Origin of the sequence: Streptomyces sp. NBC_01089, from assembly GCF_045162975.1 — a bacterium.
Classification (GTDB): domain Bacteria; phylum Actinomycetota; class Actinomycetes; order Streptomycetales; family Streptomycetaceae; genus Streptomyces.
The window spans coordinates 4,566,752-4,580,977 of the sequence record NZ_CP108660.1; the positions used below are offsets into that span (position 1 = coordinate 4,566,752).

Sequence of the window (14,226 nt, forward strand, 5' to 3'; positions counted from 1 at the left end):
CCTGTTCCGGTCCGGTCCGGTCCGTTCCGTTCCTGGACGGGGTCGCCCCCACTCCAGGGCGGCGACCCCGTCCCCGGGGCGGCTGCTCCGTTCAGGGGCGGCGACGCTCCGCCGGGAAGCTGGGACAGGGCCGCGTTGTTTGGGGTAGGGATGGGGGCGCAAGCCGTACCCCCTTCCGTCAGTACCCGTTCCGTCAGTACCCCTTCCGCACCCTTGTTCAGCAATCGGAGGCCAAGCCCGTGTCTGCCGCACTCAGCGACAAGCTCAAGGAACTCCTCGACAGCCCCGTCTTCGTCAACATCGCGACCATCCAGCCCGACGGCAGTCCCCAGGTGAGCCCGGTCTGGGCGAAGCGGGACGGCGACGATGTCCTGATCTCGACCACGGTCGACCGCCGCAAGGAGAAGAACCTCCGCCGCGACCCCCGGGTCACGGTGGTGGTGCAGCCCTTCGACGCCCCCTACTCGTACGCGGAGATCCGGGGCACGGCGACGCTCACCACCGAGGGCGGCCAGGAACTGATCGACGAGCTGGCGCTGAAGTACACGGGCAAGCCGTACGCCGAGTTCAACCCGGACTCCGCCAACGACGCCGCCCGGGTCGTCGTCAGGATCACCCCGCGCAAGGTCGTCGGCGGGGTCTGACGGCTGGATTTCGCCGTCGGCATCCCGGTCATCACGGACTCCCGGGCCGGGCCCGAGCGGCCCCGCGCAGGCACGAGCCCCGTTCAGCGGCCGTTCACCGGCCGCCGGGCGGGCGCTCCGGGGCACTGTTGCGTCACACTTCCCTGCCCCGTCGGGCAAAGGGTCGCCTGGCACTGGTATGGGGCCACTACCCTGGTGCAGTGACTATTCGTCTGTACGACACCAGCGCCCGGCAGATCCGCGACTTCGTTCCGCTCTCTGCGGGCTGTGTCTCGATCTACCTCTGTGGCGCCACGGTGCAGGCGGCCCCGCACATCGGGCACATCAGGTCCGGGCTGAATTTCGACATCATGCGCCGCTGGTTCGCGTACCGCGGCTACGAGGTCACGTTCATCCGGAACGTCACGGACATCGACGACAAGATCATCAAGAAGGCGGCCGAGCAGAACCGCCCCTGGTGGGCGATCGGCTACGAGAACGAGCGCGCGTTCAACACCGGATACGACGTGCTCGGCTGCCTGCCGGTCACGTACGAGCCGCGTGCCACCGGCCACATGACCGAGATGATCGAGATGATGCGCGTCCTCATCGAGCGCGGTCACGCCTACGAGGCCGACGGCAACGTCTACTTCGACGTGCGCTCGTACGACGACTATCTCCAGCTCTCGAACCAGGACCTGGACGGGCTGCGCCAGCCCGCCGAGGACGGTGTGACCGGCAAGCGCGACCCGCGGGACTTCGCCATGTGGAAGTCCGTCAAGCCCGGTGAGCCCTCCTGGGAGACCCCGTGGGGGCCCGGCAGGCCCGGCTGGCACCTGGAGTGCTCCGCCATGGCCCACAAGTACCTGGGCAGCGCCTTCGACATCCACGGCGGCGGGATCGACCTGATCTTCCCGCACCACGAGAACGAGATCGCGCAGTCCAAGGCGTACGGCGACGACTTCGCGGCGTACTGGCTGCACAACGCCTGGGTCACCATGAGCGGCGAGAAGATGTCCAAGTCCCTGGGCAACTCCGTGCTGGTCAGTGAGATGGTCAAGCAGTGGCGCCCCATCGTCCTGCGCTACTACCTGGGGACCCCGCACTACCGGTCGATGATCGAGTACAGCGAGGAGGCCCTGCGGGAGGCCGAGTCGGCTTTCGCCCGGATCGAGGGGTTCATCCAGCGGGTCATCGAGAAGGCCGGCGGCGCGGTCGCCCCGGCCGCCGAGGTGCCGCCCGCCTTCGCCGAGGCGATGGACGACGACATGGGTGTGCCGCAGGCGCTCGCGATCGTGCACACCACGGTCCGCCAGGGCAACTCCGCGCTGGCAGCCGACGACAAGGAAGCCGCCGTCGCCAGACTGGCCGAGGTACGGGCGATGCTCGGTGTCCTCGGTCTCGACCCGCTCGACGAGCCGTGGGCGGGCGAGGGGGACCGCGGCGAGGATCTGCACGGGGCGGTGGACACGCTCGTCAGGCTCGTACTCGAACAGCGCGAGGCCGCCAGGTCCCGCAAGGACTGGGCGACCGCGGACTCGATCCGCGACCAGCTCCAGCAGTCCGGCCTGGTCATCGAGGACGGACCGAACGGTCCGCGCTGGACTCTCGGCCCGCGGTGACGCCCGCGGTGAGCGCCACGCCGCCGTTCGCGGCACACTTTCCTATACGTAGTACGAACTGAGCAGCAGAGAAACAGGTAGGTCATGGCCGGGAACAGCCAGCGCAGGAACCGCCGCACGTCCAACAAGAAGGGCGCGCAGGTCGGCAGCGGGGGCCAGCGACGCCGCGGCCTGGAGGGGAAGGGGCCGACGCCCCCCGCGTCCGAACGCAAGGGGCACAAGAAGAACCGCATCGCGGGCGCTCAGGCGCGGCAGGCCGCGGCCCGCCGCCCCGCGCCGCGCAGGGGCGGGGCCAAGGGCACGTCCGAGATGGTCGTCGGCCGTAACCCGGTGTACGAGGCGCTGCGCGACGGCGTCCCCGCGGTGACGCTCTACGTCCAGCAGTACATCGACAACGACGAGCGGGTGCGCGAGGCGCTCCAGCTCGCCGGGCAGCGCGGCAACATCAACCTGATGGAGGCCCCGCGCCCGGAGCTGGACCGGATGACGAACGGCCTGAACCACCAGGGTCTCGTCCTCCAGGTCCCGCCGTACGAGTACGCGCACCCGGAGGACCTCACGTCCGCCGCGTACGACGCCAATGAGGACCCGCTGATCGTGGCACTCGACGGGGTGACGGACCCGCGGAACCTGGGGGCGATCGTCCGGTCGGTCTCCGCGTTCGGCGGCCACGGTGTGGTCGTGCCCGAGCGCCGGGCGGCCGGGATGACGGCGGGCGCCTGGAAGTCGTCCGCCGGTACGGCCGCGCGTACGCCGGTCTCCCGGGTCACCAACCTGACGCGGGCGCTGGAGGGCTACCAGAAGGCCGGCATCACGGTCGTCGGCCTCGCGGCGGACGGCGAGCACGAGGTGCAGGACCTGGCGGCGCTGGGCGGCCCGGTCGTCATCGTCATCGGCAGCGAGGGCAAGGGCCTCGGCCGGCTCGTCGGCGAGACCTGTGACTACCGGGTGCGGATCCCGATGCCGGGTGGCGCGGAGTCGCTGAACGCGGGTGTGGCCGCGGGCATCGTCCTGTACGAGGCGGCGCGCCGCCGGGCCTGAGCGGCTCCAGTACCCGGGACCGCGCGGGGTGTTGACGGGTCGCGGACAGATCCGGGGTGTCAAGGCAGTGTCCTAAACCTGTGTCACTCGGTTAGATGAGCGTGGACACCAGAACACCCGGGTTCGACGACCTACCCGCGCTGAGCATGGTCAAGGTGCCGTGCGATCCCGCACAGGTCGTCGTCAACCACGCCAGCTTCCGGGTGCAGCTCGCACCGAACTCGACTCCGCGGCCCGCCGGTTCGCGCCTGAAGGACACGGCAAGGATCCCCGCGGCCGCCGGCGCGGGCGGGCGGCGCAGGGCGCCTGTCGTGTGGAGCGGGAAGTCCGCCCCCGACGACACCGGGGCCATCAGACTTCTCCAGGCCGTGCGGAACTCCGGCGTCCAGGAGGTCGGTTACGCATCCGGCCAGGACGCCGGAGCCACCCAGGTCATCCCCCGTATCGACGTCGACGGAGCGGACGGCCCCAAGCGCGGCGGCCCCGGGGGCGAGGGCCCCGGCACGCAGTTGCTGCCCAGGATGCGCGAGGCCGTCGGCGCGTACGACGAGCAGGAGCGCTACTCGGGCGGCGCGTACGCGCATGCCCCCGACGACGCCGACGAGGCGTACGACGACGGCCTCGACTACGGCCCCGACGGCGGCGGAAGCCGTACCGAGGGCAAGCGGCCGGGCTCGGACGGTATCCGGCACGCCTACTACCCCGACCGCCGGATGAACCTCGGCGTGGTGCTGCTCCCGCTCCGTGTGTTCCTCGGCTTCATCTCGATGTACGCCGGCATGGGCAAGCTCTGCGACCCCGTCTACTTCGACGGCGGCGAACGCGGCTCCATGGTCAAGTGGCTGCATTCGCTGCACCCTTGGGCGCTGGCGAGTCCGCTCCGCGACTTCGCGCTGTCGCACCCGGTGGGCGCCGGGCTGACCATCGCGTTCCTGCAGGTCGTCGTCGGTGTGCTGACCGTGCTGGGACTCTGGCAGCGGGTCGCCGGGGTGTTCGGGGCGCTGCTCTCGGCGGCGCTCGTCGTCACGGTCAGCTGGCGGACCGTCCCGGTGTACGACGCGCCGGACATCATCTATCTCGCCGCCTGGTCGCCGCTGATCATCGCGGGCGCCCCGGTCTACTCGATCGACAGCCGCCTCGCGGGTGAGGCGTGGCGCACGCTCGGCCCGCGGTCCGAACTCGCCGAGCTGCGGCGCCGGGTGCTGCGGCGCGGCGCTGTCGTCGCCGCGGTGGTCGTCGGGCTGACGATGATCATCGGTGCGGTGCTGGGCGGCGCGGTGCGCTCCGCCCAGGTCGTGACCGTACCCGGCCCGAACACCGATCCCACCAACCGGCTTCCGGGACAGCCGCTTCCGCAGGAGCCCGGCGCGTCGGGCAGCCCGTCGCAGCAGCGCACGTCGAGGTCGCCCGCGCCCTCCGCCAGCGGCTCGGCGCACGCCTCGGCGCACCCGTCGACGCCCGGAGCGGTCCGGGAGAGCGCGACCGCCGGCTCCACGGGCCGGCAGCAGCCGAGCGCGACCCAGGGGACGGGCCAGCAGCAGCCGTCGCAGCAGCAACAGCAGCAGCAGGCCCCGCCGCCCCCGGCGGCCACCAGCGCGGGCCCGTCGGCCTCGGGCGGTACGAGCACCGGTGGCAGCAGCGCCGGCGGCGGCTCCGGTACGTCGGGCGGCGGCGAGGGCGGCAGTTCGTCCGGCGGGGGGAGCAACAAGAACCCGATCGGCGGGCTTCTCGGCTGACGGGCTGACGGGCTGACGGGCCGGGCGGCTGACCGGCCTTTCGGCTGACGGATGGAGTCAGCTGGAGTCGGCGGGATGTGTGCGGGTAAGGGGCGATCGCCAGGGCGGTCGCCCCTTACCCGTGCGACCTACCCGTGCGACCTACCCGTGCGACCTACCCGTGCGGCTTACCCGTGCGGCGAGACGGGCCGGTTGAGCTCCTTCGCCGCCTCCGTGAGGTCCTTGGCGGTGTCGATGGCCCGCCAGTACGCCCCGTGCGGCAGCGGGTAACCGGCCAGCCTGCGCTCGCGGGCCAGCCGCGGGAAGGTGGACCGCTCGTGGTCGCCGCGGTCCGGCAGAAGGGCCGTGAAGCCCGCGGAGAAGACGTAGATGCCCGCGTTGATGAGGTACGGCGAAGGGGGCGACTCGATGAAGTCGAGTACATGCCCGAACCGGTCCGTCTCGACCGCGCCCCACGGGATCCGCGGGCGGGCGAGAGCGAGCGTGGCGACGGCGTCCCGCTCGGTGTGGAAGGCGGCCATCTCGCGCAGTGAGAAGCGCGTCCAGATGTCGCCGTTCGTCGCGTACCAGGGCTGGTCGGCGTGGGGCAGCCGGGCGGCGGCGTACTTGAGACCCCCGCCGCGGCCGAGCGGCTCGGACTCCACGACGGTGGTGACCCGCAGGGGCAGTTCGGCGGAGTCCAGCCACTCCTGGAGCACTTCGGCGAGATGGCCGCAGGAGATGACGGCGTCGGTGACACCCTCGGACGCCAGCCAGGCCAGCTGATGGCCGATGATCGGCGTACCGGTGCCCGGGATCTCGACCATCGGCTTGGGACGGTCGTCGGTGTACGGGCGCAGCCGGGAGCCCTGGCCGCCCGCCAGGACCACGGCCTGGGTGGGCAGCGCGTGTGCGTGAGGATCAGCGGTCGTCGTCATGAGGCGCACCCTATGACCTGGTACGCCTCAAGAACGCCGGTGCCGGCCGGTGTGAGCGCCGGCCCTCACGCCGTACTCGGTGGGGGTCAGTGCTGGTGCGCGACTCCGTACGCGAAGGACGTGTCGCAGACCGGGCGGGAGAACGACTGGGCGCGCGTCGGCCCGTACCGCTCGACCGCGGCGCGGCCCAGCGAGCGGGCGATCGACATGCAGTGGCTCGCCAGCGACGGCCGGCTCTCGACCTCGCGCTGGAGGTGTGTGAGGGCCTTGCCCGGATCCTTCTCCTGGAGCTCGACGAGGAGCTCGTCACGCAGAATGTCCTGCGGCGTACGGGTCTTGGCGCGCACCGGCGCCTCCTTGCTGGAGGCGGTCAGCATCTGCGAGCCGTTGGAGGTGCCTGCCCACGGGACGCGGGTGACCGCGAGCGTCCCGGAGAGAACCAGGACGACGGGCAGGACAAGTGCGAGAGTTCGGCCGATTCGGCGGGCTGTGTGGGTCACGCTGTGGAGCGTAGCGGTCGGTGATGATTTGGCGACATTTAGTCACTCGTGCGGGGGATGGTTCGAGTTTGCTTTTCGAATCAGGTGTTGACGGCACGCTGCGAAATGCCCGCTCTGCCGGGGTGTTTACCCGGAACGCGCCGCGGCCCCGCGCCTCCCGGTGGGGGAGGTGCGGGGCCGCGGGCGGTCCTGGCGGAGGCCGTCAGTCGCTGAGGCGCTCGCCGGTCGAGGTCGAGAAGACGTGGATCTCGCCGGTGCGCGGGACGACGTGGAGCTTGGTGCCCTTGTCCGGGACCTTGCGGCCGTTGACGCGGACCACGAGCTCCTTGTCCACGCCGTTCACCTCGGCGGAGCCGTACACGTAACCGTCGGCGCCGAGCTCCTCGACGACGTTGACGGCGACGGCCAGGCCGGCCGGGGCCTCGGCGCTCTCCTTGGCGAGGGACTTCGGGACCTCGTCGTGCTCGACGACCTCGAAGTGCTCGGGGCGGACACCGACCGTGACGGTGGTGTCACCCTTCTCGGACGCGGCGGCGAGGGCCTCGCGGGAGACGGGGACGACGCTGTTGCCGAACTTCACGCCGCCGTCGGTGATCGGGACCTCGACCAGGTTCATGGCGGGGGAGCCGATGAAGCCGGCGACGAAGAGGTTGCTGGGGCGGTCGTACATGTTGCGCGGGGAGTCGATCTGCTGGAGCAGACCGTCCTTGAGCACCACGACGCGGTCGCCCATGGTCATGGCCTCGACCTGGTCGTGCGTGACGTAGACCGTGGTGATGCCGAGGCGGCGCTGGAGCGACGCGATCTGCGTACGGGTCGAGACACGGAGCTTGGCGTCGAGGTTCGACAGCGGCTCGTCCATGAGGAAGACCTGCGGCTCACGGACGATGGCACGGCCCATCGCGACACGCTGGCGCTGACCACCGGAGAGCGCCTTCGGCTTGCGGTCCAGGTAGTCGGTGAGGTCGAGGATCTTCGCGGCCTCCTCGACCTTGGCGCGGATCTCGGTCTTGTTGATACCGGCGATCTTGAGGGCGAAGCCCATGTTGTCCGCGACGGTCATGTGCGGGTACAGCGCGTAGTTCTGGAACACCATCGCGATGTCACGGTCCTTCGGCGGAAGGTGCGTGACGTCACGCTCACCGATGCGGATCGCGCCGCCGTTGACGTCCTCGAGACCCGCGAGCATGCGCAGGGAGGTCGACTTGCCGCAGCCGGAGGGGCCGACGAGGACGAGGAACTCGCCGTCCTCGACATCGATCTCCAGCGCGTCCACGGCGGGCTTGGTGGATCCGGGGTATATCCGGGTGGCCTTGTCGAACGTGACTGTTGCCATGAGTGTGTGCTCCTTCACCGGCAGGAACGTGCCGGACGATCCGAGTAAAGGTGAGTGGTGTAGTCCACACGGGTGAACTGCAACGAGACGCTACCTGGCGGTTTGCGGTCTGTCAGTAGTTCCGGACCCGGCAAATTTCCGGCGTGACCACCCTCGCGCTGCGGTTAGAATGCTCCGACGCGCCTCCTTAGCTCAGCTGGCCAGAGCAACGCACTTGTAATGCGTAGGTCATCGGTTCGAATCCGATAGGGGGCTCGAGGAAACCCCAGGTCGCATAGGGCGTGACCTGGGGTTTTTCATGTCTGGGGTGCCCCGCCCGGAGCCTCAGGGCTCAGCGCAGGGTGTCCATCAGGGTGGTGAGGTAGGTGTCAAGGCGCTTCTCCACGGCCCGGGGTGTCAGCTCTGTCCTGCCCGCCTCCCGCCATGGCTGCGATACCTCCTGTACTTCCTCGGAGGCCGCCAGCGCGTCCCGTACCAGCCAGTACCGGCGCTCGTCCGTGGCCGCTGCCAGTGACCCGCCGGCCTTCTCGTACGCTTCGGCGAATCGCAGGCCCCATGCCGGGCCGTGCAGCAGCGCGAGGCTGGTGGAGCAGTGCGCGACATCGAGGTCGGCCGGGCCCCAGGAGGTCTGTACCCAGTCGATGACGCCGGTGATCCGGGGGGTCTCCGGGCTCGGGGGCGGTGCGTCGAACAGTACGTTGCCCGGTTGGAAGTCCCGGTGCAGGAACCGTCCTTCGTAGGGCGGGGCGGGATTGCGGATCATGCCGATCGCCGCCGCCCAGGCCGTCGCGTCGGCGTCCTTCGGAGTCACGACGGTGTCGGGGGTCGTCAACGTCAGGTATTTTCCCGGCCGTTCCGCGGGGCGCAGTGCGTGGATCGCCATCAGTTGGCCGGCCAGCAGCGGGACGCGCTTCTCCAGTCCCTCGTCGGCGATGACCGGGCTGCCCGGCAGGTGGGTCATCAGGAGCGACGGGTACTCGCACTGCGCGGCGGTCGGGTCGGCCGCGATGAGTCCTGGAGCCCGCACGCCGGTCCCCGTGAGCAGAGTCAGGGTGCCCGCTTCCCTGTTCAGCCAGTCCTCGGCCTGCTCCACGTCGACGAAGGTCCGCAGCACCAGGTCGCGGGTGCCTCCGTCCCGTCCGCCGATGGTCAGCCTCCGCATTTCGGCGGTGATGCCGCCGTGCAGCGCCACGGTTCCGACGATCCGCTCACCGGCCTCCAGGTGCCGGCTCACCCAGGCCCGTGTCAACGGCCGGACAGTTGCCGCGTCATGGTGAGGGGGCACCGCGTCTTCGTGTTGGGTCACCGTGCCACCCCAGCAGTCGGACGGCGGCCCGCGCAAAGCCTTTTGGCCGTCTCCCGGGGCGGAGCCCCGGCCGCTTGTACCGGCTCTACTTGTTGTGTGTGGGGTAGACCTCGACGCCGACGTAGGAGCCCTTGACCTGCCCTGCGCCGGCCGGCCACTTCACGCTCACGGTGTGGGTCTCGTTCGGGGGCGTCACCTCGAGCTTGGTCGGGTGCGTGTAGCTCTTGCCGGTGGGGTCGATGGTGTAGGAGAGGTTGAAGACGGCGGCGTCGCCGGGCTTCAGGTTGGTGATACGCGGTACGGCCTTGCCGCGGGTGATGGGCTCCGACGTGTGGTCGGCGTCCGTGATGTCGACGCCCGCGTAGCCGCTCGCCGAGCAGGTGGTCGAACCCCGGTTGACCATGGTGATGTCGATGATGCCGGCCTTGCCGTCGGGCGAGGCGTCCGCGGCGTCGATGGCCAGGTCCGCCGTCTTGCAGATCGGGAGCTTGCCGCTGCTCGCCGTCCCGCCGTTCGCGGCGCCGGCGCGGGACTCCGTGTTCGCACCGGAGCCCGAGGAACCCTTCGACGCCGTGCTGCCGGCCGAGGACGAAGAGGAGGAGTCCGAGCCCGAGCCGCTCTCCGATGAGCCGCCCTCCGCCTTCGAGCTGCCGTCCGATGACGAGGCAGCCGCGGACGAGGAGCCCTTGGACGACGAGTCCTGCCCGGAGCCGTTGTCGCAGGCGGTGAGCGAGAGGGTGGCGGCGAGGCTGACGGCGGCGAGAGCGGTTATGCGGGTGTACTTCACGGTGTTCCCCCAGAGCGGGCGCGGTGCGTGCGGACTGAAGTATTTCTATCCCGCACCGGGTTACAGCCCGTCCTCCGCGACGTCCTCGTTCTGTCACAGGCGTGTTGCCCCCACGGACGACGGCAGGGGCCCCGGCGCCGGTCCTCGCCGCGCCCGGGTGTCCGTCTTCGCGTACGAGTCCACCACCGGTGACGCGTCAGGCTCTCGTACGCTCCTGGGCAGCCAGCAGATAGCCCGCCTGGAGGCGGCTCTGGGCGCCCACTTCGGCCATGATCTCGGCGACGTGGCGGCGGCAGGTGCGTACGGAGATGCCGAGGCGGGTGGCGACGGAGGCGTCGGTCATGCCCTCGATCAGCAGCCGGATGATCGTCTGCCGCAGGCCCTCGGTGATGTCGGGCTGCCGCGAGGTGCCCACCGTGAACGGCTCGGCGGCCAGCCACAGCCGCTCATGGACCTCCACCAGCAGCGCCACCACGTGCGGTTGCTGGATGAGGGCCGCGGCGTGCGGGTTGTCCGGGACCGGGATCACCGCCGCTTTCCGGTCGAAGACCAGCATGCGGGTGAAACGGTCGTCCAGCGTGCGTACATGGGCTCCGAGCCGGCTGATGCGCTCGACGTAGGCACTGGTGCCCAGGCTCAGCCTGGCGGCGTGCTGGTACAGGACCTTCATCCGGACGCCCCGCTTCAGGGCGTCCTCGTCCCGGGGCACCGCCTCGGCGAGAACGCTCTCCTCGCGGCCCCCTCCGGGCTGCGCCGTGAGGATCTCCTCCTTGCAGTGACCGGTCAGGTCGGCGATGACCGAATGCACGTCGGTGCGGTTATGGATGAGCTGGAACTGGTTGCGGGGCTGCTGGGGGGAGACGCTCGCCTCGAAGACGGGCATGAAGGACATGAGGTCGCGGCGGGTCCGGTCCATACGGGCCCGCCGCGTCCGTATCTCCCGTTCCAGGGGGATGAGGACCTCGGATGCCGCCTCGTCCGGCGGGACGGCGATGAGCCGTCCGCCCGAAAGGACGCGCAGTAATCCCCTGGTCAGCAGATACTCGACCGCGGCTTCGGCCGCCGGGCGGGACAGTGAGAGCTCCTCGGCGAGCCTCGCCGAGACGACGCTGTGCTCCATCTCCTGATTCGGCGCGTGATTCAGCACATGGCTGTACACGTCGATCAGTACGTCGCGGCTGACTGTCTCCGTGTCCAAGACAACCTCCAATGTATTGGCTCATACCGGGGTGCCGCGCAGAATAGCCGCCCATGGGCGGCGAATAGAGAGCTTTCAGTCATTTGTGAGCAGGCCGGCCGATTACAACCTTGTTTCCTCCGCATTGCGGACGTGCGTGACGAGCCGCCCGTGTTCGAAGAGATGGAGGAAGTACTGAGGCCGCATGGTGGTGCTCTTCCATCCGGTGGCATCCGCATGCTGCTCCGCGGTGATCAGTCCGGTCGACACGATGCCGGGGGCACTCAGCAGCGGGACACCGGCGAAGGTGGCGAAGGCGGCCGTGTGGGCATGGCCGGTCCATACCGCCCTCACCGAGGGATGCCGCTCGATGAGCGTCGCCAGGGCCTCCGGGTCCCGCAGGCCGATGGAATCGATGTACGGCATGCCCAGCGGAACCGGCGGGTGGTGGAAGGCGATGAAGGCCGGCACGTCCGGGGCGGCGGTCAGCTGGGTGTCGAGCCAGCCGAGGGTCTCCTCGTCGAGAACTCCGTGTGCGGCTCCCGGTACGGACGAGTCGCACAGCAGGAGACGCGGGCCGTTCGTATCCAGGAGGACCGACCGGTTCAGAGGGCCACTGCTGCCCTGCGCGCCGGGCGTGCCGGGCGTGCGGTGCGGGCCGTCGCCGTGATCCGGGAACCATCTCCGGAACTCCTCCCGGCTGTCGTGGTTCCCGGGACACACGAGCACCGGGCAGCGCTCCCGCAGCGGGGCGAGCGCCGTCGCGACCTGCCGGTACTCCTCCGGGGCTCCGTGATCGGCGAGATCACCTGTGATCAGTACGGCGTCGAGCGTCCCCGGCGTCGCCGCGACCGTCGCCACGGCAGCGGCGATACGCTCGCCGCTGTCCGCGCCGGCGCCCGCGTGCAGATCACTGAGGTGGGCGATCAGTGTCATGCCTCGATGCCCTCGGTCTCGGGCTGGGCCACCGGAGCGGCGGCCGCTTCCTTCTTACGGTCGGCACGCCAGCGCGTCAGAGTGCCGAGCACCATGGCCATCGTGATCAGCGCGATACCGACGAAAGTGCTCAACGACTGGTGCAGCCGCGGGTCGAGGAACTGCGTGAGATAGGTGATCACCAGGTTCATGCCGTACAGCATGGAGACGGTGATCGGCTCGGTGCGGACGATGCCCTGTTGGAGAAGGTAGAGCGAAATGATGACCCCGACGATGCTGATCGCCAGAATCGCGCCGGTGTCGGCAAGTGTGTAGGTGCCGAAGCTGGACCTGAAGAGCATGAGCGCGAACGTCGAGACGATCAGGACGGGGAACCGGGAGGCCATCATCTGCCGTACGACCATCCCCTGGTCGCTGAGCCGCTTGGTGTAGTACGTGATGCCCGCCAGCGAGACGGAAGTGGCCACGCACATGCACACACCGAAAATGATGCTCCCGGTCGATACGCTCCCGATCGCGCTGGAGCCGTCGAGCGCCTCGACGAGGAGATAGGCCATCACCGCCAGCATCCCGGCCGCGGCGGCGATCTCCAGCCGGTAGGCCCGGACTCCGGGACGCAGCTTGAACCCCAGCAGGATGGTCACGGTCGGGCCCAGGCCGATGATGATGGCGTTCGCCATGGCGGGTTCGAACACCGTGAACGCGTAGAGCACGGCGATCCAGCAGATCGCCGTCATGATGTTCAGCATGATGACGTCAGGCAGACAGCGGCGCACATCACGGAAGAGCGCCTTCTTGTCCCGCAGCGTCAGGAAGTAGAAGAGCTGGGCCAGGACGAAGGAGTTGAGGGCGATGAACTCCGGTGACAGGTCCTGGACGAGCGCGCCTTCGAGGACCGACTTGGTCGAGTTGATGATGCAGTAGCCGGTGACGAACAGGGGCCCCACGACGGAGGCGTTGCGCCTAATCGACATCGTAGAAGCCCTCCCCGTCGAGGTAACGGGCCGTCATGTAGTCCCTGACGGTGACACCTTCGGAGGGGTGCAGCAGATGCACCAGCATCGGATAGGTCAGGTCGTTCCTGGTCTGTTTGATCAGCCCGCCGGGAGCGACCTTCAGCAGGACGTCGTGGAAGCTCTCCAGCGCGCGGACCTCGTCCATCCGCGGCAGGCCGCTGAGCTTGCCCTCCTTGGGGGCGATCATGTTCACGCAGATGGCGTGCTGATCCACGACGTAGTCCTGCTCGGCGCGGGCGTGGAAGGCGTCCGCGTCGGTGTAGGCGAGGACCGTCCACTCCAGCTGGCTGCTGCCGAGCGCCGCGCGGGTGAGCAGCGGGAGCTGGGCGCCGCAGACCCGCGCCCCGGTCTCGACCAGGCGCGGCCCCTGAGGCGTCAGTTTCAGCTCGGTGTGCGCGGGACCGTTGCGTATGCCGAGCGCGTCCAGCACGCCGAAGGCGTAGGCGACCAGCACGTCCTGCTCTGGGCCGCGGCGCGTCATCAGCTGCGAGCCGCCGAGCAGATCGCGGACCCCGTTGACCTGCAGATGCTGGGTCTTCCAGACGTCGCACACATAGTGCTTGCCGTCCCGGCTGACCGAGTTCACGTAGTACTCGGCGCCGACCAGGTACTCCTGGGCCACGACGGCACGGTTGTTCAGGCCGAACGCCGAGTCGGTGCCGAGGAGCGCGGTGAACGCGTCGATGACCTCCGCACGGGAGGTGCAGAAGGAAACGCCGTCGTTGAGCGCGCTGTTGACCGGTTTGAGCACCACGGTGCGCGGCACGTCGCCGTACCAGGTGAGAAGGGTTTCGAGGTCGGTCGCGAGCACTTGGTCCGCTGCGGGCAGTCCCGCCGCCTTGACCGTCTCGATCATGCGGAACTTGTTCCGGCGGGCCTCGGTGAGGGCCGTCCCATTGGTGAGTAGCCCGAGGGATTCGGAGATCTGGTCGGCGAGTTCCACGCCTGATTCGGCGCCCGGCAGCACGGCCGTCGGCGCGTACGCCCGCAGCGCCGATGCCGTCGCCCGCGCGTCGCCCGCGTGGACGACCTCATGGGTGAAATCGCCTGGCCGGTACGTGGAGGTGTAGAGCTCCGGCAGTCTGGGGGTGCTCTGCACATGGACGCAGTCGTACCCCCGGTCGGCGAAGAGCGGGGCCAGGTGGCTGCCCGTGGAGTAACCGTCCACGATGGCCACGACCGGGCGGGGTGAGGCGGGGCTCATTGCGGCTCCTTTCGGTAGCTGAGTA

The 14,226-nt window shown here is 69.5% G+C and carries 13 protein-coding genes and 1 tRNA gene; 5 read left to right on the forward strand and 9 right to left on the reverse strand.

The window, feature by feature from the left end:
* Nucleotides 1-239: 239 nt before the first annotated feature.
* The 4 genes from OG510_RS20445 to OG510_RS20460 all read left to right on the forward strand — a co-directional run bounded on the left by OG510_RS20445 (nucleotide 240) and on the right by OG510_RS20460 (nucleotide 5,022).
* On the forward strand, nucleotides 240-644 hold the full coding sequence (locus OG510_RS20445) for a PPOX class F420-dependent oxidoreductase (RefSeq protein WP_406138574.1): 405 nt from the start codon (nucleotides 240-242) through the stop codon (nucleotides 642-644).
* Nucleotides 645-844: 200 nt separating this feature from the next.
* Nucleotides 845-2,245: a cysteine--tRNA ligase gene (cysS, locus tag OG510_RS20450; RefSeq protein ID WP_406138575.1), complete on the forward strand. Its 1,401-nt coding sequence runs from the start codon at nucleotides 845-847 to the stop codon at nucleotides 2,243-2,245.
* Nucleotides 2,246-2,329: 84 nt separating this feature from the next.
* Nucleotides 2,330-3,286: a 23S rRNA (guanosine(2251)-2'-O)-methyltransferase RlmB gene (gene rlmB / locus OG510_RS20455; protein ID WP_164259779.1), complete on the forward strand. Its 957-nt coding sequence runs from the start codon at nucleotides 2,330-2,332 to the stop codon at nucleotides 3,284-3,286.
* 95 nt (nucleotides 3,287-3,381) lie between these two features.
* A complete protein-coding gene (locus OG510_RS20460) occupies nucleotides 3,382-5,022 on the forward strand; it encodes a DoxX family membrane protein (protein WP_406138576.1) in 1,641 nt (546 codons plus the stop codon).
* Nucleotides 5,023-5,189: 167 nt separating this feature from the next.
* On the opposite strand, the gene OG510_RS20465 is transcribed toward OG510_RS20460, so the two are convergent.
* From OG510_RS20465 to OG510_RS20475, 3 genes are all read right to left on the reverse strand, one after another.
* Nucleotides 5,190-5,939: an NDP-sugar synthase gene (locus OG510_RS20465; RefSeq protein WP_406138577.1), complete on the reverse strand. Its 750-nt coding sequence runs from the start codon at nucleotides 5,937-5,939 to the stop codon at nucleotides 5,190-5,192.
* Nucleotides 5,940-6,025: 86 nt separating this feature from the next.
* The gene (locus OG510_RS20470; RefSeq protein ID WP_164262374.1) at nucleotides 6,026-6,439 is read right to left on the reverse strand and encodes a hypothetical protein; all 414 of its coding nucleotides are present in this window, start codon (nucleotides 6,437-6,439) and stop codon (nucleotides 6,026-6,028) included.
* Between the two features lie 202 nt (nucleotides 6,440-6,641).
* On the reverse strand, nucleotides 6,642-7,775 hold the full coding sequence (locus OG510_RS20475; protein WP_164262372.1) for an ABC transporter ATP-binding protein: 1,134 nt from the start codon (nucleotides 7,773-7,775) through the stop codon (nucleotides 6,642-6,644).
* A 181-nt stretch (nucleotides 7,776-7,956) separates the two neighbouring features.
* Between OG510_RS20475 and OG510_RS20480 the strand changes: the two genes are divergently transcribed.
* Nucleotides 7,957-8,030: transfer RNA gene (locus OG510_RS20480), tRNA-Thr, on the forward strand.
* A gap of 76 nt (nucleotides 8,031-8,106) precedes the next feature.
* On the opposite strand, the gene OG510_RS20485 is transcribed toward OG510_RS20480, so the two are convergent.
* The 6 genes from OG510_RS20485 to OG510_RS20510 all read right to left on the reverse strand — a co-directional run bounded on the left by OG510_RS20485 (nucleotide 8,107) and on the right by OG510_RS20510 (nucleotide 14,201).
* On the reverse strand, nucleotides 8,107-9,009 hold the full coding sequence (locus OG510_RS20485; RefSeq protein ID WP_406138578.1) for a phosphotransferase family protein: 903 nt from the start codon (nucleotides 9,007-9,009) through the stop codon (nucleotides 8,107-8,109).
* Between the two features lie 157 nt (nucleotides 9,010-9,166).
* A complete protein-coding gene (locus tag OG510_RS20490) occupies nucleotides 9,167-9,868 on the reverse strand; it encodes a DUF4232 domain-containing protein (RefSeq protein ID WP_406138579.1) in 702 nt (233 codons plus the stop codon).
* Nucleotides 9,869-10,064: 196 nt separating this feature from the next.
* Nucleotides 10,065-11,066, reverse strand: a complete 1,002-nt coding sequence (locus OG510_RS20495) for a helix-turn-helix domain-containing protein (protein ID WP_406138580.1) — start codon at nucleotides 11,064-11,066, stop codon at nucleotides 10,065-10,067.
* 102 nt (nucleotides 11,067-11,168) lie between these two features.
* Nucleotides 11,169-11,981: a metallophosphoesterase gene (locus OG510_RS20500; protein ID WP_406138581.1), complete on the reverse strand. Its 813-nt coding sequence runs from the start codon at nucleotides 11,979-11,981 to the stop codon at nucleotides 11,169-11,171.
* Nucleotides 11,978-12,955, reverse strand: a complete 978-nt coding sequence (locus OG510_RS20505; protein ID WP_406138582.1) for an EamA/RhaT family transporter — start codon at nucleotides 12,953-12,955, stop codon at nucleotides 11,978-11,980. The genes OG510_RS20500 and OG510_RS20505 overlap by 4 nt, the downstream gene beginning before the upstream one ends.
* Entirely contained in the window at nucleotides 12,945-14,201 is a 1,257-nt protein-coding gene (locus OG510_RS20510) for an ATP-grasp domain-containing protein (RefSeq protein ID WP_406138583.1), read from the reverse strand. The genes OG510_RS20505 and OG510_RS20510 overlap by 11 nt, the downstream gene beginning before the upstream one ends.
* Nucleotides 14,202-14,226: the final 25 nt, after the last annotated feature.